The sequence below is a fragment of the Kitasatospora sp. NPDC002551 genome (assembly GCF_040296005.1).
Lineage (GTDB): Bacteria > Actinomycetota > Actinomycetes > Streptomycetales > Streptomycetaceae > Kitasatospora.
The window spans coordinates 30,395-51,112 of the sequence record NZ_JBEOWI010000019.1 but is presented as its reverse complement, the minus strand read 5'-3'; the positions used below and the strand labels follow the sequence as shown (position 1 = coordinate 51,112).

Sequence of the window (20,718 nt, the reverse complement as noted above, 5' to 3'; positions counted from 1 at the left end):
TCTCGACATCACCGCGCGGAATTTCTTCCGGCGGTTTCCGACGCCCTCCCGTCAGCTCCGGTAGACGCCCGCCTCGAACAGCGAGTACCCCCAGGAGGTGCCGCGCTGCTCGCCGTGGATCCGCACGTGGCGGGCCGGGACGGCGGGGAACCGCGCGGTGTCCAGGCCGCCGTCGCCGGAGGCGGTGGACCACACCGTGCTCCAGTTCGTCCCGTCGGTGGACACCTCGATCCGGTAGGCCCGGGCGAAGGCGCGTTCCCACTCCAGGGTGACCCGGCCGACCAGGGCGGTGGCGGGCAGGTCCACCCGCAGCCACTGGTCGTCGCTCCAGTCGCTGGCCCAGCGGCTGGAGCCGTTGCCGTCGACGGCCCGGGCGGCCCCGTAGTCGGTGAACGGGTTCCACTCGGCGGAACTCGCCCCGGCCGAGGCACCCGCGGCGAGGTTCACCCCGGACCGGTGCCGCTCGGAGGCGCCCCAGGTGGTGAGGTACGACTCCGCGCCCCGGAACAGGTCGTCGACCACGTCCTGCCCGCCCACCTGCCGGATGTCCTCCAGCCAGTCCGGCACCAGGCCGTAGTGCGCGGCGCCGTCGGTGTTGACGTCCCAGGTGCGGCTGCCGGCGGTGGCGCGCTCGACCAGGGAGCCGCCGTCGGCGGTGCGGAACGGGTATCGCACCGGGTTGGCGGTCCCGGCCCCGCGCGGACCGGGCCAGCCGCCCACGCCGTTCATGTCGGTGCCGTAGCCGTACCCGACCCCGTACTTGTCGCGCAGCGCGTCGGTGCGCCTCGCCTCCGCGCTGAACGCCTCCGCGCCGTTCATGTACTGGGCGACGAAGCCGCCGAGCCGGTAGACGCGCTCCGTCCAGCCGAGGTCCATCCAGCTGTGCGAGGAGAGGGCGCCCGGGTAGGACACCGACTCCATGACGTCCAGCGCCCGCCCGGCCGCCTTGACGCTCATGTGGTCGAGCTCCAGCATCATGCCGCGCCGCATCATCCCGCGCAGGGCGTACTCGCCGAGCTCGGTCAGGCCGCGGGTGTTGCACTGCGCGCCGGCCGCGTACGAGGGCGCCGCCACCCCCGGGGGCAGCTGGCTCTGGATCGAGGCCGGGGTCGGCGCCAGGCCGATCGGGTTGTCGTGCTGCGGGCCCGGGCACGTCTCGGTCTGCCAGAAGGTGCCGGTCGACAGGAACTGGCCGGCGTTGATCGCCGCGCCCAGCGAGCCCTCGTCGAACCGCACCCCGCACAGCGCGTTGTCGAACTTGTGGCACAGGAACATGCTGCGCACGCCGAGGCCGTACAGCTCGTCGAGGCCGCGGTCGATGTCCGCCTGGCCGCACTGGGCGACGTCCAGCACCTGCTTGCAGCCGAACGGCTCGGAGGTCTCCACGCCGAGGACGACGGCCAGCTTGCCCTGGCGGACGACGTCCCGGGCCTGCGTGCTGCTGGTGACGATCCGGAACCAGCCCTTGCCCGGACCGCCGTACATCGCGTCGACGTAGGACTGCATCGCGTAGCTCTGCTGCGCCTGCAGGCGGATGGAGGTCATCTCGTCGCAGCTGCGGTCCTTGAAGAAGTAGACCGAGCAGATCACCCCGTTGGTCACCAGGTCGTTGACGAGCACCCGCTCGCCGCCGCGCCAGGCACGTTCCACCCAGGCGTAGTAGTTCTGCTGGTGGGTCAGCGAGTCGTGGGCCGGCCAGTCGGCGAAGGTCGGCCAGCCGACCGGGTCGTGCTTGCCGTCGCCGCCCTTGGTGATCATGTCGAAGATGGCGAGCGAGCCGTCGGGGTAGTGCTCCGGGCAGTCCTTCAGGGCGTCCTCGACGCCCGCGGGGGAGAAGGCCTTGCCGCAGATCAGGCGGCCGCCGAAGGCCTCGTTGGCCATGATGTGGTCGTGCGCGTCGACGAAGCCGCGGACCCGGCCCTGGGCGTCGGTGCCGGTGAACGGTTCGCCCGTGACGCCGATCGCGGCGTCGGGCGCCGGCCGGGCGACGGGCTCCCACCAGTTCGCGCCGCCCGCCCCGCGGGCCGGGGCGGCGAGCGCGGCGGCGACCAGGGCGAGCAGGGTGGCGAGCAGGGTGGCGAATCGGAGGCGTAAGCGGGGGAGTCGGGTCATGGGCACCCCAGTTCCGGACGGGCGGACGGCGCGGCCGGCGTCCCGCCCGTGGCGCGGCACCGCACCCTGGCCGGTCGTCAGGTCCCGCGCACTCGGTGCTGACGAGAATCGCCATTGTTGGACATTCCGTCAATAGCGCTGACAGAACCCGCACGGCGCCGGCTGCCCCGGTCCGCGCGACCGTCGGCATGTCCGCCGCGGGATCGGGCAGACGCCGGTGGTCCATGGCCGGTGCGAGCGGAGGAGGCAGCAGTGGGGGAACGGACGAGAACGGCCGGCCGGGGCCGCGACGCGACGGCCGGACCGGGCGGCGGCGCCGTCGAGAGCACGATCCCGGCCCGGCTGGACCGCCTGCCGTGGTCCGCCTGGCACTGGCGGATCGTGATCGGCCTGGGCACCGTCTGGATCCTGGACGGCCTGGAGGTCACGATCGTCGGCAACATGGCGGCCAGGCTCGCCGAACCGGGCAGCGGCATCGGCATCTCCACCGCGCAGGTGACCACGGTCGCGGCCGCCGTGTACGTGGCGGGCGCGTGCAGCGGGGCGCTGTTCTTCGGCTGGCTCACCGACCGGCTGGGCCGCAAGAAGCTCTTCATGCTGACGCTGGCGGTCTACCTCGCCGCGACCGCCGTCACCGCGTTCTCCTGGAGCGCCTGGTTCTTCTTCGTCTGCCGGTTCTTCACCGGCTTCGGCATCGGCGGCGAGTACGCGGCGATCAACTCCGCGATCGACGAACTGATCCCGGCCCGGGTGCGCGGGCGGATCGACCTGATCATCAACGGCAGTTTCTGGATCGGCGCGGCCGTCGGCGCCTTCGCCTCCATCGCGCTGCTCGACACCGCGCTGTTCGCCACCGACACGGGATGGCGGCTGGCCTTCGGCATCGGCGTGGCGCTCGGCCTGGTGATCCTCCTGGTGCGCCGTCACGTCCCGGAGAGCCCGCGCTGGCTGGTCACGCACGGGCGCGCCGACGAGGCCGAGGCGGTGGTGGCCGAGGCCGAGCGGATCACCGAGGAGCGGACGGGCTCCGCGCTGCCGCCGGTCACCGGCGAGCCGATGCTGATCCGCGAGCGCGGCCCGCTCGGCTTCCTCGTCATCGCCCGCACCGTGGTCACCCGGTACCCGCGCCGCACCGTCCTGGGCCTGGCCCTGTTCATCGGCCAGGCGTTCCTCTACAACGCGGTGACCTTCGGCTACGCCGTCATCCTGACCACCTTCTTCGACGTTCCCGAGGGCGACACCGGCTACTACTTCGCGGTGATCGCGCTCGGCAACTTCCTCGGCCCGCTGCTGCTCGGTCACCTCTTCGACTCGGTCGGCCGCAAACCGATGATCGCCGGCACCTACCTCGGATCCGGCGTGCTGCTCTTCGGTACCGCCGCGCTCTTCCAGCAGGGGGCGCTGTCCGCCGTCACCATGACGGCCTGCTGGACGGCCGTGCTCTTCCTCGCCTCGGCGGGCGCGAGTTCGGCCTACCTGACGGTCAGCGAGATCTTCCCGCTGGAGACCCGGGCGCTGTGCATCGCCTTCTTCTACGCCGTCGGCACGGCGGCCGGGGGCATCAGCGGTCCGCTGCTGTTCAACGGGCTGGTGAGCACGGGCGAGGTCTCCGACACCACCCTGGCGTTCTGCGTCGGCGCCGGGCTGATGACGCTGGCCGGCCTGGTGGAGGCCGCGCTCGGCGTCCGCGCGGAGCGCCGCAGTCTGGAGTCCCTGGCGACCCCGCTGAGCGCCGTCGGCAGCGCCCCGCCGGGAACCGGCCCGGCATGACCCGGCGCGCCCGGCGCCGTCCCCGGGCGGTGCGAGCCGCTCACCGCCCGGGGACGGACCGGGCCTCCCCGCTGCCGGCCGGGCGGTCGTGCGGCAGGAGCAGGGCCGCCCCGAGGCCGACCACCCCGAAGCCGGCCAGCGCGATCATCGCCGCGGCGTAGCCGTTGCGGCTGAGTTCGGAGACCAGGATGGTGCCGGCGACGGCGGTGCCCAGCGAGGACCCGAGGTTGGAGACGCTGCGGGACAGGCCGGAGATCTCGCCCTGGCGGCGGTCCGGGAACGCGGACTGCACGACGTTGACCGACGGGGTGAGCATCAGGCCGAGGCCGAGCCCGATCAGCAGCAGACCGGGGGTGAAGGCCCAGACGCCGTCGAAGGAGCGCACCAGCAGGAGCAGCACGACGATGCCGGCCGTGGTCGCGGCGAAGCCGGTGACGATCAGGGTGCGCTGGGCGCGGCGCTTCGCCAGCCGCTCGGCGGCCAGCGAGGAGAAGAGCAGCCCCACGGTGGCGGCGGTGAACACCCCGCCGGTGGCGATGGCGCTGTAGCCGCGGACGACCTGGAGGTAGGCGCCGACCGTGAAGGACACCCCCATCAGCACCAGCCACTGGGCGTTCTGGGTCACCAGGCCGAGGTTCGAGGTGCGGTCCCGGAACAGGCTGGTGGCCAGCAGCGGTTCGCGCCCCGCGCGTTCCAGCCGGCGGATCCAGGCGAAGAAGCCGACCAGTACGGCCGCGCCGGCCGCCAGCAGGGCGACCATCAGCCAGGCGTTGTTGTCGGCGGCGAGGATGCCGGTGACCAGCAGGACCAGGCCGGCGGCCGACAGCACCGCGCCGACGGCGTCGAACGGCCGGTCGGGGTCGGGCGGCAGCGGGTCCTCCAGGGTGCGGGTGAGCAGCATGATCGCGGCCACCACCACGACCTGGAAGCCGAAGTTGGCGCGCCAGTCGATCGCGGTGGTGAGCAGGCCGCCGATGAGCGGTCCGGCCGCCGCGCCGATGCCGCCGAGCGCCATGATGGCGCCGAACGCCCGGGCCCGGGCGGCGGTCCCGGTGAAGAGCAGGGTGGTCAGGATGTAGACCGGGGGGATCAGCAGCGCGGTGCCGACGCCCTCCAGGACCGAGTTGCCGAGGATCAGCACACCGAGCCCGGGGGCGGCCGCGCTGAGCAGGGCGCCGACGCCGTAGACGCCGAGGCCCAGCATCAGGCAGCGCTTGCGCCCCCAGCGGTCGGTGAGCTTGCCGCCGGGGATCATCAGGGCGGCCATCACCAGCAGGAACACGGTGATCGCGACCTGGACGCCCTGGACGCTGGTGTCGAGGTCCTCGCTGATGTCGTTGATCATCACGTTCATGCTGGAACCGGCGAAGCTGCAGATGAACTGGGCGAGGGCGAGCGGGACCAGGACGCGCCGCCCGGCCGCGGCGGGGCGGGCCGTGGCGGCGGTCATGTCCGGCTCCCCGGCGCGGGCGAGGTGAGCACGGCGTAGAGCGCGGCCACGTCGACGGCGATGATCAGCAGTGACCAGGCGGGGTAGCTCGGGAGGAAGACGAACTGCACGAAGACGTTGGCGCACAGCACCGTCACCGGGAACCAGCGGCTGGGCAGGTCGCCGGTCAGCAGCGTGATGCCGGCCAGCCCCTGGGCGACGGCGAGGGCCAGCACCGCCCAGCCCAGGCTGTGCAGGTCGCCGAAGACGTAGCGGTCGGTGCCGGTGACGACGGGGGAGTCGATCAGGGCCGCCATCGCGTCCCACCCGTTGAACAGGGCCAGCAGGATCAGCGCCACGCCCGCGAACGGCAGCAGGTTGCGGCGCGGGCGCGCCGGGTGGGCGGTGGAGGCCATGGCCGGGCTCCTTTCACGAACCTGGACGGACACCGGACGGATCGCGGTGCCGGGCATCGCGCGCCGTCAGGCGGCGCCCCGGCGGTCCAGCTCCTCGTCGAGGGCGAGGGCCGCGTCGATCAGCGCGAGATGGGTGAACGCCTGCGGGAAGTTGCCCAGTTGCTCGCCGGAGGGGCCGATCTCCTCGGCGAACAGGCCGACGTGGTTGGCGTAGGTGAGCATCTTGTCGAAGGCGTAGCGGGCCTGCTCGACCCGGCCGGCCCGGGCGAGGGCCTCGACGTAGAGGAAGGAGCAGAGGTTGAAGGTGCCCTCGGTGCCGCGCAGCCCGTCGGGGGAGGCGGCCGGGTCGTAGCGGTAGACCAGGCTGTCGCAGACCAGCTCCCGGTCCATCGCGTCCAGCGTGGACAGCCAGTCCGGGTCGGTGGGGGAGAGGAAGCCGACCTTGGGCATCAGCAGCAGTGAGGCGTCCAGGACGTCGGTGTCGTAGTGCTGGACGAAGGCGCGGCGCTCGTCGTTCCAGCCGCGCTGCACGATCTGGCGCAGGATGTCGTCGCGCACCGAGCTCCAGCGCTCCAGGTCCGCCGGGCGGGCGTGCAGGCGGGCCAGGCGCACGGCGCGGTCGAAGGCGACCCAGCACATCAGGCGGCTGTAGGTGAAGTCCTGGCGCCCGCCGCGGGTCTCCCACACCCCCTCGTCGGCGCGGTCCCAGTGCTCGGTCAGCCAGTTCACCAGCCGTCGGAAGGCGTCCCAGCCGCGCAGCGCTCCCATGTCGCTCTCGTCGGCGGCGAACGCGTAGGCGGCCTCGCCGTAGATGTCCAGCTGGAGCTGGTCGGCGGCGGCGTTGCCGGCGCGCACCGGGAACGAGGCGAGGTAGCCCTCCCAGTGGTCGAGGGTCTCCTCGCTCAGGTGGGGGTCGCCGTCGATGCGGTACATGATCTGCAGCCGTTCGCCCGGGGCGTCCGCGGCGGCCTCGACCCGCTCGCGCACCCAGCGGCGGAAGGCCCGCGCCTCCTCGTGGAAGCCGAGGCCGGTCAGCGTGTGCGCGGAGAGCGAGGCGTCCCGGATCCAGGTGTAGCGGTAGTCCCAGTTCCGCTCGCCGCCGACCTGCTCCGGCAGCCCCGTCGTCGCGGCGGCGATCAGCGCGCCGGTCGGCCGGTAACTGAGCAGCTTGAGCGTGATCGCCGAGCGGTCCACGATCTGGCGCCAGCGGCCCCGGTAGGTGGACGACCTGAGCCAGTCGTACCAGAACGCGCGGCAGGCGTCGAAGGCCGCGAGGGTGTCCTGGTCGCGCGGCGGGGCGGGCAGCACGGCGCCCGGCGGGCGGGTGGTCAGCACGACGGTGGCCATCTCGCCCTCGCCGAGGCTGAACCGGGCCGTCACGTCGGTGCCGTCCGCCTCCAGCACGACCGGGGCGGAGGACTGCACGCACAGCTCCTGGCCGGGGCTCCGCAGCAGGGCGGTCCGCTCGTCGGGCCGGTCGAGCCGGTGGGCGGCGCGGCCGTAGTCGAAGCGCGGCCGGCACTCCAGCACGAAGGGCACCCGGCCGCGGACCACCCGGGCGGTGCGCAGGATCCGGTGCTGCTCGCTCGGCTGCGGCGAGGTGTCCGGGAGCATGAAGTCGATCACCTCGGCGACCCCCTGCGGGGCGAGGAAACGGGTGACCAGGATGGCCGTGCCGGCGAGGTAGAGCTGCTTCACCTGGACCTCGGGCACCGCGTCCCGGTCGGCCGCGAGCCGGCACCGGCCGCCCCGGGTGGCGTCCAGCAGGGAGGCGAACAGGCTCGGGGAGTCGAAGCGGGGGGTGCACCACCAGTCGATGTCGCCCTCGGTGGAGACGAGGGCGGCGGTCTGCAGATCGCCGATGATCCCGTGCTCGGCGATCGGGGGGTAGGCGCTCATGGGTGCTCCCTCGACGGACGGCGGTGGCCGGGCAGTGGGAACCGGACGGGCGGCGGGAGCCGGACGGCCGGCGGGGACTGCCTGCGCCGCCACCCTACGAGCGGGCGGCGCGGCGCCGGATCACCCGGCGTGGGTGACCGCCCGGCCGGCAGCCGCCGCGCCCCGCGTGCCCCGGGCCCGGGCGGGAGGGTCACCTGGTGGGGGTGATGCGGTGCGCGCGGGGCGGCGGTGACGCTGGAGGTCACCGACGAGGCGAAGGGAGCCGGCCCCATGCGCTACGAGATCCAGGTGTCCGGCGTGCTGCAGGAGACCACCCGCCGCGAGGGCTTCCCCGAGCTGGAGAGCCGGGTCGTCCCCGACCACACCGTGCTGTACGGCGACGTCGTCGACGAGGCGCACCTGTTCGGGCTGCTGAACCGGTGCCAGGCCCTGGGGCTGACCGTGACGGAGCTGCGCCGGCTGCCGGAGTGAGCCGGCGGTGAGCCGACGCGCGGGCCGGCGGCCCCGCCCGCCGGTGCGCGGGCTCAGGGCTTCCCGTCCAGCAGGTGCAGCCGCGAGGCGGCGCGCACCGCCTCGCGGCGGTTGGCGGTCAGCAGCTTCCGGTTGACGCTCTTGAGGTGCGTCTTGACCGTGTTCGGCGACAGGAACAGCTCGTCGGCGATCTCCTGGGTCGACAGCATCCGCGCCGCGCACCGCAGGATCTCCTGTTCCCGCGTCGTCAGCGGCTCGGCCGGCGGCGCGCCGTCGCCGTCGGGGGCCGCGTCCACGGCGGCCGGCCGCAGGTCCTGCGGGAGCCAGGCGTGGGCCCGGGCCAGCTGCGGCTGTCGGCTCAGCTGGCGGCGCACCCACGGCGCCGACTCGCGGAACGGCCGGCGCAGCCGCTCCGGCTCGGCGGTGGCCAGGGCCTGCACCAGCAGGCGGGTGCTGTCCGGGCCGTCGTGGTCGGCGCCGGCCTGCGCGAGCAGCAGCAGCGCCCGGGTGCGGGTCGCGCTGCCGACCGCCGGATCGCCGCGCAGGGCGCGCAGCCGCCCGAGCGCCCCTTCCTCGTCCCGTCCGGCCGCGAGCTGCGCCTGCGCCGCCACCACCACCGAGTCCGGCGCCCGGGTCGGCGCGCCGGCGAGGGCCGCCACCGCGTCCTGCGGCCGGCCGGCCGCCAGCAGGGCGGCGCAGGCCGTGACGGCCAGGCGCTCGCGGCTCCAGTCGGAGGGCCGGTCGGCGAGCTCGCGCTCCCGGGTCTCCGCCAGCAGGCGCAGCGCGGCCTCGGGCCGGCCCTGGGCGAGCTGGAGCCTGGCCCGGATCACCCCGCTGCCCAGGGTGACCACCGGGTCGCGGTCGGGCGCGTGGTGGCCGGCCGTGAGGCGGTGCAGCGCCGAGCGGGCGTCGGCCAGCTCGTCGCGCTCCAGCGCCGCGGCGGCCAGCACCAGGTCACGGACCTCGGTGCGGCTGTCGGGCGGCAGGCTGGAGCGGTCGGCCTCCTCGTCGGCCTCGTGCACCCGGCGCTCGGCCCGCCCGGGCCAGCCGCGCAGGTAGTCGATCAGCGCGAGCCGGCACAGCGAGTCGTGGCGCAGCCGGACGGTGGTGGGCGACAGCGGTGCCTGTGCGGCGCTGTCCAGGGCGGCGCGCGCCTCGTCCAGGCGCCCCTGCCACAGCAGCGCCGAGCCGAGCCCGGCGTCCACCAGCGGGAGCAGTTCGGGGTGGCGCTCCAGCAGCTCGGCCGGCACCAGGTGCTCCAGCTCGTGGGCCCGGCGGGCGGCGCTCTCGGCGAGCGCGGCGCAGCCGAGGCGGCGGGAGGTCTCCGCGCGGACGAAGGCGGCCGCCAGCTGGAGCGGGGGCTGCTGGTCCGCCAGCCGGGGTTCGACCCGCTCCAGGATCCGCAGGGCGTCGTCCGCCTCGTCGCGGGCCAGGTGGACGGTGGCGCGCACCAGGTCGGCGGCCGGGGCGTGCTCGCCCGGCGGCATCCGGGAGAACAGCGCGCACAGCCGGGTGGCGTCGCGCCCGGCGAGGAGTTCGCCGAGGGCCAGCTGGTCGACCAGCAACTGCGCGGCCAGCGCCCAGGCGCCGCTCTCGGCGGCGTGGTCCAGCGCGGCCCGGTACTGGCCGTGGTCGGCGAGCCAGCGGGCGGCGCGCACCCGCAGCCCGTCGATCCGCTCCGGGTCGGCGGCGCGCAGGTGCAGGCGCAGGATGCCCGCGAACATCGGGTGCAGCCGGTACCAGCCGTCGGGCAGGGCGTCGGTGAAGGCGTTGTCCTGGTGCAGCCGGCTCAGGATCCGCAGGCCGTCGCGGCGGCCGGTGAGCGCGTCGGCGAGGTCCGGGTGGACCCGGGCCAGGATGCTGCAGCGCAGCAGCAGGTCCTGGGTCGGCGCGGGCTGGGTGCGCAGCACCTCGGCGAGCAGGTAGTCGGAGAGCGCGGCGTGCCCGGTGTCGATCCGTCCCAGGTACGCGCCGGGGTCGTCCGAGTCCTTGGCGGCGATCGCCAGCAGCCGCAGGCCGGCCGCCCAGCCGGACACCGCGTGGTGCACCGCGCCGACGGTGGCGGCGTCCAGATCCAGCCCGTGGCGCGCCAGCACCGCGGCCGCCTCGGCACGGCTCAGCGCGAGGTCGGCGGCGTGCAGCTCGCCCAGTTCGTCCGCGGCCCGGTAGCGGTGCAGCGGCAGCAGCGGCTCGCTGCGGCCGACCAGCACCAGCCGCAGCTGCCCGGAGGTGTGCCGGACCAGGTCGTGCAGCTGCTCGGTCAACCGGGGGTTGTCGATGTGCTCGAACTCGTCCAGCACCAGGACCACGGGAGTGGGCAGGCCGTTCAGCCAGGCGGCCAGGTGGACCAGCAGGGAGGGCTCGACGTACTCGGCCCGGGCGGGGGCGCCCACCTCGTCGGGCAGTCCGGGCACGGCGCTCTGCAGCGCCTCGCGGACGTACGCCCAGAAGGTGCCGGGCTGGTTGTCGCCGGTCTCCAGGGTGAGCCACCCGGCCGGGCCCGGCAGGTGCCCGCGGGCCAGCCAGTCGGCCACCAGCAGGGTCTTGCCCGCTCCGGCGGGGCCGTCGACCAGGGTCACCGGCCGGGTCACCGCCGCGTCGAGCCGGCGCAGCAGCCGGTCGCGCGGCAGGAAGGTGGCGGCGGGAGGGGCGGGCGGACGGACCCGGGTGAGCAGCATCGGGTCGCCGTTGGGAAGCCTCGCGGGTGCGGTGCGGGTGTGCGGCATGGGCCACCGCCTGGGGGTTCCGCCGTGCCGGTGGGCACGGCCGGGAGCGGAGCGGCGGGCCGCGGGCGAACCGCCGCGGGCCGCTCGGGGAGACGCCACCTCGACGGTAGTACGGGCCGGGCGCCGCGTGCCATCGGAGCGGGCGGGAACCCCGCCTCACCTCCCCGGGGTGAGGCCGGCGGCCGCCGCACGGGCGACGATCGTCGCGAGGACCGGTCGGCCCGGCCGGCCCGGTCGCTACCCCGCGGGAGGCCGCCGTGACCGATCCCGGACCGGCGCCGCGACGGCGCGTCCCCGGCCCGCCCGGCTCGCCCGGCTCGCCCGTCCCGCCCGGAGCGGGGCCGGACGAGCGGGCGCGGCGGACCGACTACGCCGGGGCGGTCTACGGCTCGATGCTGGCGGCCTCGGTGATCGCGGCCTCCAGCGTCGACGGGCCGCACCCGAGGTTCTCGCTCATCCTGCTGCTGGTGGTCACCGGGCTGGTTTTCTGGGCCGCGCACGTCTACGCGCACGTCGCCGGGCAGCGCGAGGCCGGGCGCCAGGTCAGCCGGCGCCAGGTGGTCGAGGTGGGGCGGCACGAGTGGCCCATCGTCGAGGCCGCGGCGCTGCCGGCCCTGGCGGTGCTGGTCAGCCCCTGGCTCGGGACGCGGGAGAACGCCTGGCTCGCCCTCGGCGTCGCGGTGGCCCAGCAGGTGGGCTGGGCGAGCCTGGGCGCCCGCCGGGCCGGGGCCGCCCCGCGCCAGGTCCTCGCCGAGGCGGTGGTCAACCTGCTGCTGGGCCTGGTCATCGTGGCGGCGAAGGTGGCCGTCGGGCACTGAATCACCCGGACCGGGTGGTCCCGTCGGCGGCGCCGCCGTGGCGCAGTGGTGGGGTACGTGGCCTGCCCGAGGCCGTGACCGAGGGCGGGCCCGTGACCGAGGGCCGTGACCGAGGTCCGTACCCGAGGGCCGTCTCCGCGACGGACCCGCCACCTGGAGGCAACCATGACCGCCGCCGTTCCCCACGGCGCCGCCCGGCCGGCCGGGGCGTCCGCGAAGGGCGACCAGCTCGGCTCCGGGCTGCTGACCTTCGCCGGAGTGCTGCTGGTGCTGGTCGGCTCGCTGAACGCGCTGGACGGCATCTCCGCCATCGCCGGCTCGCACGTCTTCATCGGCGACGCCCACTTCGTCTTCGGCGACCTGCTGGCCTGGGGCTGGGTGATGCTGGCCCTGGCCGTCGCGCAACTGGCCGCCGCCTACGGCGTGCTGGCCGTCCGCACCCAGTGGGCCCGGTGGGCGGGCGTCGCCGTCCTGGTGCTCAACGCCTTCGCGCAGATGTCCTTCATCCCCTCCTACCCGGTGTGGTCGCTGACGATCATCGCGATCGACGTGGTGGCCATCTACGCGCTGACCGCCTACGCCACCCCCGACCGGTGGCCGCCGGATTCCTCCGAGCAGCCGCCCGGGACCGGCGGCGGGACCTGAGCGGCCGGCGCGGTCCCGGCCCACCGCGGCCGCAACCGGGTGGCATGACGCGCGCCGGTGCGGGAAGACGGGCCCCGGGCCGGTGCTGACGGTCCGTCGGGGAGGTTCCCGGCGGACCGCCGGGCTTTCCGCCGGCCCGCACCGCCGCCACCGTCGAGGAGGAACCCGATGACCCGGCCCGTCCCGCCCAACCTGTCCGTCGCCCACCTGGCCGCCGAGGCCGCCGAACTCCTGCGCGCCGCCGGCACCGCCCCGCAGGGCGGCCGCCCGGGCCTGCTGCACGCCGCCGAGGCGGCCGAGACCGTCGGCGCGCTGGCCGGGCTCGCCGCGCGCCTGCCCGAACTGCTGGACCACGTCGAGGCGTTCCTCAGCAGCGAGCAGGCGGCCGGCCGGATCGCCTCGGGGACCGCCGGGGACGGCGGGTTCGCGGCCGTGCGCACCGCGCGCGACGCCCGCGAGCAGCTCTACGAGGCCAGCCGCACCGCCGCGCTGCTCGCCGAGTCGCTGGCGGCGGCCACCGCCGTCCTCGCCCCGCTCGGCGCCAACCGCGCGAGCGGCGGCCCGACCGTCCCGCACGTCTGACGGCTCACCCCGGCCGCGGCGCGTCGGCCGGCCGCTCCAGCCGCCAGACCACCTCGGTCCCGCTGCCCGCCGGGGCCACGGGCGGCGCGACCGGCCCGCGCCGGACCTCCCGGAAGCCCAGCCGGCGCGGCACGGCGGCGCTGGCGGTGTTGGCCAGGTCGTGGGCGATCTCCACGAACTCCACGTCCGGCAGCGCGAACACCTCGGCGGTCAGGGCCGCCGCCGCCCGGGTCGCGAACCCCCGGCCGGTGGCGGCGGGGTGCAGCCAGTAGCCCAGCCGCGGCCCCCGGGGGTCGGCCCCGCGATAGGCCTGGCACATCCCGAGCAGGGTGCCGTCCCCGGCGGCGACGGCGTAGTTGAACACCTCGCCCTCGTCCCAGCGCGCGCCCGCGCGGTCGAGGAACCCCCGGGTGAACTCCTCGTCGTACCCGTCGATCCAGGTCTCCCAGGGCCGCAGGTGCTCCAGCGACTCCTCGATCAGCGCCAGCGCCGCGGCGAGGTCCTCCTGCCCGCGCCACCGGCGCAGCGTGAAGTCCCCGCAGTCGATGCTCTCCCTCGGTCGCCCCATGGGCGCCATGATGGCCCGCGTCGCGCCCCCACCGCCAGAGCGGTGCGGGGCCGCACCGCGGCCGGGCGGTGCGGCCCCGCCGAGGGGGCGGTCAGTACCGGTCGCCGTAGCGCCGGCGGAAGCGCTCGACGCGGCCGGTGGTGTCGGGGACGCGGGACCGCCCGGTGTAGAAGGGGTGGCTCGCCGAGGAGATCTCGACGTCGATCACCGGGTAGGTGCGGCCGTCCTCCCACTCGACGGTGCGGTCACCGGTGACCGTCGAACGGGCGAGGAAGGCGAGGTCACCGCTCCTGTCGCGGAAGACGACGGGCCGGTACGCGGGGTGGACGGTGGGCTTCACGGGTTCTCCTTCGGGTCGGGTCGGTTCGGTCGGTTCCGGGCTGGTCGGCGGGTCAGCGCTCCTCGCGGAAGTCGACGTGCCGGCCCACGACCGGGTCGTACTTGCGCAGCACCATCCGGTCCGCGTCGGTGCGGCGGTTCTTGCGGGTCACGTAGGTGTAGCCGGTGCCCGCGGTGGAGCGGAGCTTGACCACCGGGCGCAGTTCGCTGCGGGCCATGGGGGTGTCCTCCCGGGTCGCGCGGCGGCGGGCCGTGAAGCCCTCCGCCGAAATGGAAGTCGTTTTCACCGGCTGCAACGCGCACCGCCCGCCACGCATTCCCGGCCCCCGCCCGCCCGGCGGCGCGCTCAGGCCGGCCGCGACAGCTTCCGCCGGCCCGCCCGGCGGCGCAGCTCCGGCAGCCGCGCGGCGGCCACCGCCGCCGCCTGCCGCTGCCGCTCGTGCAGCACCCCGAGGGCGAAGCCGTCCGCCCGGCCCGCCGGGTCCTCGGCGAGCACGGCCAGCTCCTGCCGGGCCACCACGCTGTCCTGGTGCGCGCCCAGCACCTTGTGCAGCCTCTTCATCCGCGCGGCGAAGGTCTCCGCCCGCTTCGCCGCGCGCCGCCGGACCCCGGTCCGGGTGTCCTCGGCGGTGTACCGGGCGCGCTTGGCGGCCTTGCGGGCGCGGTGCAGGGCCCGGTCGCGCGGCGGGCCGGGCTCCGCGCGCAGCGCCCGGTCCAGCCGCTTCGTCGTCCGCCGCTGCTCGCGCCGCAGGGTGGCGGCCAGGTAGGCGCGCGCGTCCCGGCCGGCCCGGCGGCGCAGCGGCGGCCGGGCGGCGAAGGCGTCGAGCTCGTCGAGCAGGGCGTGGTACCGCGCGCCGTCGAGACCGGAGACCGCCTCCCGCCAGGCTGCCCGGTAGCCCCGGGCGTAGCGCTCGGTGAGACGGCCGCGCAGGGCGGCCCCGCGCAGCCGGGCGGGTACGGCGTCGAGGTGCTCCACCAGCAGCTCGCCCAGCACCTCCTGGTCCCGGGCACGGCCGAGCAGCCGCCCCAGCCACCGCAGTCCGTCGGACAGCGCCTGCGTGCGGCGCCGGTCGAACAGCCGCCGGTGGGCCCTGAGCAGGCTGCGCAGCCGGCGCGCGGTGACCCGCATGCGGTGCACGGAGTCCGGCTCCCCGCGCCGCACGGCCGCGTCCAGGACGAGCAGTTCCCCGACCCGGGCGCGCAGGCCCGCCGTCACCACGGCGCCGGCCGAACCCGGGGGCCCCGGCTCGGCGGGCGCGGTCGGCGCGGGCTCCCCGCCGAGCACGCGGGCGAGCTTCGACGGCCAGGGCGAGCGGACCAGCCCCGCGTCGGTGAGCACCTCGTCCAGCGCGTCCAGCAGCGCTGCCGGGCCGTGGTCCAGCTCCACCTCGAACTCGGTCCAGCCGATCGGCTCCGCATCGGGCCCGGCGCCGTCGCCCGCTGCGCCCGGCGGGCCGTCGGTGCACACCCGGGCCGTGACCCGGTCCTCGGTGATCCGTGCCAGGGCCTCGCCCCGGTCGTCCCGCAGCACCGTTTCCGCCCGGTGCGTGCACAGGTGCGCCACCGGCCCGAGCCCGGCGCCGCGCGCGTACGCCGCCACCAGCAGCGCCAGCTCCTGCGGCACGCCGTCCGGCCCGGCCGCCTCCAGCGGCAGTGCGACCTCCCGCCGGGCTTCCGCGTCCATCGGCAGTTTGAGGTGCCAGCCGGCGTCGCCCCCTCCGGAGCGCCGGCGCAGGGTGATCCGCCGGCGCAGCAACCGCAGGTCGGGGGTGTCGTAGTAGACCGCGTCGAGGTCCTGCCGCTCGCCCCGCTCCACGGCGGCGACCCCCGGTGCCCGGTCGAGCCGCTCCGGCAGGGCCGGTCCGTCGTACTTCCGCTCCGTCTCCACATGCGTCGTCGCCATGGACTGCGCCTGCCCCGGACCGGGCCGGTCATGCGGCCCGCGCACGCGCCGGGCCGGGGGCGAACACTGGAGGCATGGACCCGGTCGAAGCGCTGCGGCGGATCGCCTTCCTGCTGGAGTGGCGCGACGCCTCCCCGTACCGGGTGCGGGCGTTCCACACGGCCGCCGACGCCGTCCTCGCCCTGCCGGCCGGACCGGTGGACGCGGCCCGGGCCCGGGCCCTGCGCGGGGTCGGCCCGGTCACCGCCGAGGTGATCGCCCAGGCCTCGGCCGGCGCGGTGCCCGGGTACCTGGCCCGCCTGGAGGAGGAGACCGGCCCGGCCGCCCTGGCGGGCTGGGACCTCGCGTCGGCGAGCCTGGGGGACTGCCACCTGCACTCCGACTGGTCCGACGGCGGCAGCCCGATCGAGGAGATGGCCGAGGCGGCCGGTGCGCTCGGTCACCGCTGGGCGGTGCTCACCGACCACTCGCCCCGGCTCACCATCGCCCACGGACTCGGCGCCGACCGGCTACGCCGGCAACTGGCCGTGGTGGCCGCCGTCAACGCCCGCTCCGCCACGGGCCTGCGGCTGCTGACCGGCATCGAGTGCGACATCCTGGAGGACGGCGCCCTCGACCAGGAGGAGGAACTGCTCGCCCGGCTCGACGTGGTGGTGGCCTCGGTGCACTCCGGGCTGCGTTCCGAGCCCGGACCGATGACGGCCCGCATGGTGGCCGCCGCGCGCAGCCCGCACGTCGACGTGCTGGGGCACTGCACCGGCCGGATCATCACCGGCCGCGGCCGTCCGCAGTCCCGCTTCGACGCCCGGGAGGTCTTCGCGGCCTGCGCCGAGTCCGGGACGGCGGTGGAGATCAACTGCCGCCCCGAGCGGCGCGACCCGCCCGACGACCTGCTGCGGCAGGCGGTCGAGGCGGGCTGCCTGTTCGCGGTGGACACCGACGCCCACGCGCCCGAGCAGCTGCGCCGGCAGTCCACCGGCTACGCGCGGGCCGCCAGGGCCGGGTTGGGAGCGGAGCGGCTGGTGACCACCTGGCCGCTGGGGCGGCTGCTGGACTGGACGGCCGGGCCGCCGCCGGGCCGCTGACCGTCCGCCGGGCTCAGCTCTGGGGTTGCGGGAGCGCCACCACCGCGTCGGCGAACCGCGCGGGGGCCTGCGGATCGGTGTCGAGGAAGAGGTTCGGCTCGACCAGCTCCACCTCCAGGACCACCGGCTCCCCGCGGTCGTCCAGCACCAGGTCCACCCGGGCGAACAGCGGGGGACGGGCGGAGGGCAGGGCGGCCAGGGCCGCCAGCGCGGTGCGGACCTCCGCCCCGGTCGGCCGGTACCGGACGACCCCGGGGTGCGGGTGGCGGTCGTTGTCGACCACCCCCGGCTCCGTCAGCAGGGGGTCCTTGCGGACCGCGTGGCTGAGCACCCCGCCGAACAGGACCAGCGCGCGTTCCCCCTCCGCCACCCGGGGCAGGTACGGCTGGACCATCACGCCGCGGCCCCGGTCCAGCAGCGCCCGGGCGTGCCGGGCGGCGGCCCCGGCGTGGCCGGGCGGGTAGCGGGCGGTGTCCAGCGCGCCCGCCGAGACGGCCGGCTTGACCACGACGCCGTCCGGGCCGTCCAGCCGTGCCGGGTCGAACGGGGCGCCCGGTTCGAGGAACCGGGTGGGGACGACGGCGACGCCGCGTCCGGCCAGCTCCCGCAGGTAGTGCTTGTCGCTGTTCCACCGGATCAGCGGCGCCGGGTTCCACAGCCGGGTGGCGCGCGCCGTGCTGTCGGCCCAGGCCAGGAACGCGTCGAGCCGCTCCACGTAGTCCCAGGTCGAGCGGACGACCGCCAGGTCGAACCGCTCCCAGGCCGTCCGGGCCGCACCCCAGACCACCGGTTCCGCCGCCACCCCGCGCTCGGCCAGCGCCGCCACGACGGGCGGCAGGTCCTCGTCGAGCCCGAGCCCGGCCTCGCTGGTCACCAGGGCGACCCTGGTCGTGCTCATCGCACCCTCCTGCCCGTTCCCCGGGATCCAGCATCGCGCAGGCGGCGGCTCGGGGTGTGAAGTGCGCTCCGGGCGGTCCGGCCCCCGCGTCCGCCGGGTCCGGAAACGGGCGGGGGCGCGCCGCGCCCGGGACACCCGCGCCGCCGCGCCCGCAGCCGGCCGCCACGCACCACGCGGTGCTCTGTGTGAACGCGCCCGCGATGGCCGCCTCGGGCCCCGACGGCCAGCTGCGCGGACACGGCCTGCACGGCTTCTACCGCTCCGGCGTCCGGGTGGTGGCCCGGATGGAGCTGCGCCTCGGCGGGGTCGAGCCGCTTCCGCTCCAGGGCACCCTGACCTCGGCGGCCCAGGCCCGCTTCCTGGGCGCCGTGCGCCTGCCCGGCGACCTCGACCCGGATCCGGCGCTCACCGTCGAGCGGCTGCGCCACGCCGACGGCGTGGAGACCGTCACGGTGCGCAACGCCGGCAGTCGCCCGGCCCGCCTGCCGCTGGAGATAGCGCTCGCCACCGACCTCGGCCCGGTCGGCGAGATCGCCGCCGGACAGCGGCCCCCGGACCTGCCCGGCCAGGTGCAGTCCGCCGGGCTGCGCTGGGCCGGGCCCGCGCACAGCGCCACGGTCAGCGCCCAGCCCTCGCCGCACGCGGTGCTGGCCGGCGCGGGCGTGCTGCGCTGGGACCTGGACCTCCAGCCGGGTGCGCGCTGGTCGGTCGAACTGCGGGCCGGGCTGGAGAGCACGGTGGCCGGCCCGCGTCCGCCGGGCGGCCGCGGGACCGGCGTCCCGCTCCCGTGGGCCGAGCCCGAGGTGCGCTGCGACGACCCGCGCGCGGCGCTGGTGGTGTCCCGCTCCCTGGACTCCCTCGGCGGGCTGCTGTTCGCCGACCCCGACCGGCCCACCGACCTCTACCTGGCCTCCGGCGCGCCCTGGCGGTTCGGCCTCGCCCCGGCCGACGCGCTATGGGCGGCCCGGCTGACCCTGCCGCTCGGCACCCGGCTCGCCGCCGGGACCCTGCGCGCCCTGGCCCGCCGTCAGCAGCCGGCCGCCGCACCCGGCCAGGGCCCCCGCCGCCCCGAGGGACTGCTCCCCGGCACGCTGCGGCACGGCGGTCCCGAGCTGCCGCCGACCTGTACGGCCACCGAGGCGACCCTGCTGTTCGTCACCGTGCTGGCCGAGGCCTGGCGCTGGGGCCTGCCCCGGGCGGAGGCGGCCGAGCTGCTCCCCGCCGCCGAGCGGGCGCTCGGCGCGCTGCGCGAGGGCCTGGTGGACGGCTTCGTCACCGACCTGAGCCGCCCCGTCGAGGAGCGCTCGGCCCACCCGGTGCCCGCCCGGGCCGAGGTGCAGGCCCAGGCGCACCGGGCCGCCCTGCACGGCGCCGAACTCCTGGAGGCCTTCGAGCGGCCCGGGGCAAAGGAGTGGCGCGACTGGGCGGCCGCCCTGCGCGGCCGGTTCCGCGAGCGGTTCTGGGTGGACGACCTCTCCGGTGGCCGTCCCGCCGCCGGGCTCGCCCCGGGCGGCCAGCCGCTGCCCGCCGTGGCCGCCTCCCTGGTCCACCTCCTCGACCCGGGCCTGTCCGCCGGGGGCGGTCGGCACGAGAGCCTGCTGGACCGCGAGCAGACCAGGCTGCTCGCCCAGCGGCTGGCCGCGCCCGAGCTGGACAGCGGCTGGGGGCTGCGCACGCTCAGCGCCAAGTCGCCCCGGTTCAACCCGCTGGGCCACCGCAGCGGGGCGGTGCGCGTCCACGAGACCGCGCTCGCCGTCGCCGGGCTCGCGGAGGCCGGCTACGAGAACGAGGCCGGGGCCCTGCTGGAGGGGCTGCTCGGCGCCGCCGCCCACTTCGAGGGCCGGCTGCCCGAGATGTACGCCGGGGAGCAGTGGACGCCCGGCTGCCCGCCGGTGCCCCACCCGGGGGCCTGCCGACCGGCGGCGGTCTCGGCCGCCGGGGCCGCGCACGCGGTGTTCGCGCTCGCCGGGGTGCGCCCGGACGTCCCCGGCGGGCGGGTGCTGGTCCGCCCGGCCAGCACGGCGCCGCTCGGGGAGCTGGAACTGACGGGGCTGCGGGTGGCCGGCGAACCGTTCTCGGTCCGGGTCAGCCGGATCGGTGTGGCGATGGTCGAGGAGGCGTCCGCCGAGCTCCAGCTGGTGGCCCGCTGACGCCGCCTCCGCTGCCGCCGCCCGGGCGCGGGCCGGGTTCCACCGGCCCGCGCGGGGCGGAGGGCGGCCGGGGCCGCCGCGGCACGGCCCCTCCGCGGGCCTGTGCTTATCGTCAGAGAGACGACTATGATCGTCGCCATGTCGCGTTATGACCCGTCGGCCTTCCCCCCGTTCGCAGTCACGGTCGACCTGGTCGTGCTGACGGTGCGCGAGCACGCGCTCTGTGCCCTGCTGGTCCGCCGGGGCGAGCCGCCCTACCAGGGCTACTGGGCGCTCCCCGGTGGATTCGTGCGCCCCGGCGAGGGCCTGGCCGAGGCCGCCTCGCGGGAGCTGGCCGAGGAGACCGGCCTGCGCGCCCACTCCGCCCCCGGCCACGACGCGGCCGGGCCCGGCACCGCCGGCGCCCACCTGGAACAGCTCGCCACCTACGGCCACCCCCAGCGCGACCCCCGGATGCGGGTGGTCAGCGTCGCCTACCTGGTGCTCGCGCCCGACCTGCCGACCCCGCGCGCCGGCGGCGACGCCAGCGGCGCCCGCTGGGCCCCGGTCACCGAACTCCTCGGCCCGAACCAGGTCGACGGCGTCCCGCTCGCCTTCGACCACGGACTGATCCTGGCGGACGGGGTGGAGCGGGCCCGCTCCAAGATCGAGTACTCCTCGCTCGCGACCGCCTTCTGCTCGCCCGAGTTCACCGTCGGCGAGCTGCGCCGGGTCTACGAGGCGGTCTGGGGCGTGGTGCTGGACCCGCGGAACTTCCACCGCAAGGTGACCGGCACCCCGGGCTTCCTGCTGCCCTCGGGCGGAACGACGACCCGTCAGGGCGGGCGCCCGGCCCAGCTGTTCACCGCCGGCGGGGCCAATGTGCTCAACCCGCCGATGCTGCGCCCGGAGTCCTGAACCGCCTCGG

Annotated in this window: 18 protein-coding genes; 8 read left to right on the top strand and 10 right to left on the bottom strand. The window is 76.4% G+C overall.

The window, feature by feature from the left end; translation table 11 throughout:
• Positions 1-51: 51 nt before the first annotated feature.
• On the bottom strand, positions 52-2,112 hold the full coding sequence (locus ABT093_RS18205) for a galactose-binding domain-containing protein (protein WP_350565349.1): 2,061 nt from the start codon (positions 2,110-2,112) through the stop codon (positions 52-54).
• Positions 2,113-2,364: 252 nt separating this feature from the next.
• Here ABT093_RS18205 and ABT093_RS18200 point away from each other — a divergent pair, with 252 nt between their 5' ends.
• The gene (locus ABT093_RS18200) at positions 2,365-3,882 is read left to right on the top strand and encodes an MFS transporter (protein WP_502884252.1); all 1,518 of its coding nucleotides are present in this window, start codon (positions 2,365-2,367) and stop codon (positions 3,880-3,882) included.
• Positions 3,883-3,922: 40 nt separating this feature from the next.
• Here the strand turns inward: ABT093_RS18200 and ABT093_RS18195 are convergent, their stop codons facing one another.
• From ABT093_RS18195 to ABT093_RS18185, 3 genes are all read right to left on the bottom strand, one after another.
• Complete coding sequence (locus ABT093_RS18195) at positions 3,923-5,332, bottom strand: MFS transporter (RefSeq protein ID WP_350565347.1); 1,410 nt, start codon at positions 5,330-5,332, stop codon at positions 3,923-3,925.
• Positions 5,329-5,727, bottom strand: a complete 399-nt coding sequence (locus ABT093_RS18190; protein WP_350565345.1) for a DUF7144 family membrane protein — start codon at positions 5,725-5,727, stop codon at positions 5,329-5,331. The genes ABT093_RS18195 and ABT093_RS18190 overlap by 4 nt, the downstream gene beginning before the upstream one ends.
• 66 nt (positions 5,728-5,793) lie before the next feature.
• Complete coding sequence (locus tag ABT093_RS18185; RefSeq protein WP_350565343.1) at positions 5,794-7,626, bottom strand: glycoside hydrolase family 15 protein; 1,833 nt, start codon at positions 7,624-7,626, stop codon at positions 5,794-5,796.
• 270 nt (positions 7,627-7,896) lie between these two features.
• Here ABT093_RS18185 and ABT093_RS18180 point away from each other — a divergent pair, with 270 nt between their 5' ends.
• Positions 7,897-8,097, top strand: a complete 201-nt coding sequence (locus ABT093_RS18180; RefSeq protein WP_350565342.1) for a DUF8691 family protein — start codon at positions 7,897-7,899, stop codon at positions 8,095-8,097.
• Between the two features lie 53 nt (positions 8,098-8,150).
• On the opposite strand, the gene ABT093_RS18175 is transcribed toward ABT093_RS18180, so the two are convergent.
• Positions 8,151-10,823: a winged helix-turn-helix domain-containing protein gene (locus ABT093_RS18175; protein WP_350565340.1), complete on the bottom strand. Its 2,673-nt coding sequence runs from the start codon at positions 10,821-10,823 to the stop codon at positions 8,151-8,153.
• A 257-nt stretch (positions 10,824-11,080) separates the two neighbouring features.
• On the opposite strand from ABT093_RS18175, the gene ABT093_RS18170 reads away from it, so the two are divergent.
• The 3 genes from ABT093_RS18170 (at position 11,081) to ABT093_RS18160 (ending at position 12,868) form a co-directional block, all read left to right on the top strand.
• Entirely contained in the window at positions 11,081-11,641 is a 561-nt protein-coding gene (locus ABT093_RS18170; protein WP_350565338.1) for a hypothetical protein, read from the top strand.
• A gap of 165 nt (positions 11,642-11,806) precedes the next feature.
• The gene (locus ABT093_RS18165; protein WP_350565337.1) at positions 11,807-12,286 is read left to right on the top strand and encodes a DUF7144 family membrane protein; all 480 of its coding nucleotides are present in this window, start codon (positions 11,807-11,809) and stop codon (positions 12,284-12,286) included.
• Between the two features lie 168 nt (positions 12,287-12,454).
• Complete coding sequence (locus tag ABT093_RS18160) at positions 12,455-12,868, top strand: hypothetical protein (RefSeq protein WP_350565335.1); 414 nt, start codon at positions 12,455-12,457, stop codon at positions 12,866-12,868.
• 4 nt (positions 12,869-12,872) lie between these two features.
• Here ABT093_RS18160 and ABT093_RS18155 read toward each other — a convergent pair whose 3' ends face one another.
• The 4 genes from ABT093_RS18155 to ABT093_RS18140 all read right to left on the bottom strand — a co-directional run bounded on the left by ABT093_RS18155 (position 12,873) and on the right by ABT093_RS18140 (position 15,678).
• Entirely contained in the window at positions 12,873-13,436 is a 564-nt protein-coding gene (locus ABT093_RS18155; RefSeq protein WP_350565333.1) for a GNAT family N-acetyltransferase, read from the bottom strand.
• Between the two features lie 91 nt (positions 13,437-13,527).
• A complete protein-coding gene (locus ABT093_RS18150; RefSeq protein WP_350565331.1) occupies positions 13,528-13,776 on the bottom strand; it encodes a type B 50S ribosomal protein L31 in 249 nt (82 codons plus the stop codon).
• Between the two features lie 52 nt (positions 13,777-13,828).
• Positions 13,829-13,993 carry a 50S ribosomal protein L33 gene (rpmG, locus tag ABT093_RS18145; RefSeq protein ID WP_350565329.1) on the bottom strand — a complete coding sequence of 55 codons (165 nt, stop codon included), beginning with the start codon at positions 13,991-13,993 and terminating at the stop codon, positions 13,829-13,831.
• 128 nt (positions 13,994-14,121) lie between these two features.
• Positions 14,122-15,678 (bottom strand): CYTH and CHAD domain-containing protein, encoded by a 1,557-nt coding sequence (locus ABT093_RS18140; RefSeq protein ID WP_350565327.1) that lies wholly within the window; start codon positions 15,676-15,678, stop codon positions 14,122-14,124.
• Between the two features lie 74 nt (positions 15,679-15,752).
• On the opposite strand from ABT093_RS18140, the gene ABT093_RS18135 reads away from it, so the two are divergent.
• A complete protein-coding gene (locus ABT093_RS18135; protein ID WP_350565326.1) occupies positions 15,753-16,763 on the top strand; it encodes a PHP domain-containing protein in 1,011 nt (336 codons plus the stop codon).
• A gap of 13 nt (positions 16,764-16,776) precedes the next feature.
• On the opposite strand, the gene ABT093_RS18130 is transcribed toward ABT093_RS18135, so the two are convergent.
• Positions 16,777-17,661 carry an ATP-grasp domain-containing protein gene (locus ABT093_RS18130; protein ID WP_350565324.1) on the bottom strand — a complete coding sequence of 295 codons (885 nt, stop codon included), beginning with the start codon at positions 17,659-17,661 and terminating at the stop codon, positions 16,777-16,779.
• 176 nt (positions 17,662-17,837) lie between these two features.
• Here ABT093_RS18130 and ABT093_RS18125 point away from each other — a divergent pair, with 176 nt between their 5' ends.
• Together ABT093_RS18125 and ABT093_RS18120 are read left to right on the top strand one after the other, a co-directional pair.
• On the top strand, positions 17,838-19,811 hold the full coding sequence (locus ABT093_RS18125; protein WP_350565322.1) for an amylo-alpha-1,6-glucosidase: 1,974 nt from the start codon (positions 17,838-17,840) through the stop codon (positions 19,809-19,811).
• Positions 19,812-19,949: 138 nt separating this feature from the next.
• Positions 19,950-20,708 (top strand): NUDIX hydrolase, encoded by a 759-nt coding sequence (locus ABT093_RS18120; RefSeq protein ID WP_350565320.1) that lies wholly within the window; start codon positions 19,950-19,952, stop codon positions 20,706-20,708.
• Positions 20,709-20,718 lie beyond the last annotated feature (10 nt).

Bases quoted from the DNA above. Each gene is read 5' to 3' on its own strand.
- ABT093_RS18205 (WP_350565349.1), bottom strand. From the start codon at position 2,112: ATGACCCGACTCCCCCGCTTACGCCTCCGATTCGCCACCCTGCTCGCC.
- ABT093_RS18195 (WP_350565347.1), bottom strand. From the start codon at position 5,332: ATGACCGCCGCCACGGCCCGCCCCGCCGCGGCCGGGCGGCGCGTCCTG.
- ABT093_RS18190 (WP_350565345.1), bottom strand. From the start codon at position 5,727: ATGGCCTCCACCGCCCACCCGGCGCGCCCGCGCCGCAACCTGCTGCCG.
- ABT093_RS18185 (WP_350565343.1), bottom strand. From the start codon at position 7,626: ATGAGCGCCTACCCCCCGATCGCCGAGCACGGGATCATCGGCGATCTG.
- ABT093_RS18180 (WP_350565342.1), top strand. From the start codon at position 7,897: ATGCGCTACGAGATCCAGGTGTCCGGCGTGCTGCAGGAGACCACCCGC.
- ABT093_RS18175 (WP_350565340.1), bottom strand. From the start codon at position 10,823: ATGCCGCACACCCGCACCGCACCCGCGAGGCTTCCCAACGGCGACCCG.
- ABT093_RS18165 (WP_350565337.1), top strand. From the start codon at position 11,807: ATGACCGCCGCCGTTCCCCACGGCGCCGCCCGGCCGGCCGGGGCGTCC.
- ABT093_RS18160 (WP_350565335.1), top strand. From the start codon at position 12,455: ATGACCCGGCCCGTCCCGCCCAACCTGTCCGTCGCCCACCTGGCCGCC.
- ABT093_RS18155 (WP_350565333.1), bottom strand. From the start codon at position 13,436: ATGGGGCGACCGAGGGAGAGCATCGACTGCGGGGACTTCACGCTGCGC.
- rpmG (WP_350565329.1), bottom strand. From the start codon at position 13,993: ATGGCCCGCAGCGAACTGCGCCCGGTGGTCAAGCTCCGCTCCACCGCG.
- ABT093_RS18140 (WP_350565327.1), bottom strand. From the start codon at position 15,678: ATGGCGACGACGCATGTGGAGACGGAGCGGAAGTACGACGGACCGGCC.
- ABT093_RS18135 (WP_350565326.1), top strand. From the start codon at position 15,753: ATGGACCCGGTCGAAGCGCTGCGGCGGATCGCCTTCCTGCTGGAGTGG.
- ABT093_RS18130 (WP_350565324.1), bottom strand. From the start codon at position 17,661: ATGAGCACGACCAGGGTCGCCCTGGTGACCAGCGAGGCCGGGCTCGGG.
- ABT093_RS18120 (WP_350565320.1), top strand. From the start codon at position 19,950: ATGTCGCGTTATGACCCGTCGGCCTTCCCCCCGTTCGCAGTCACGGTC.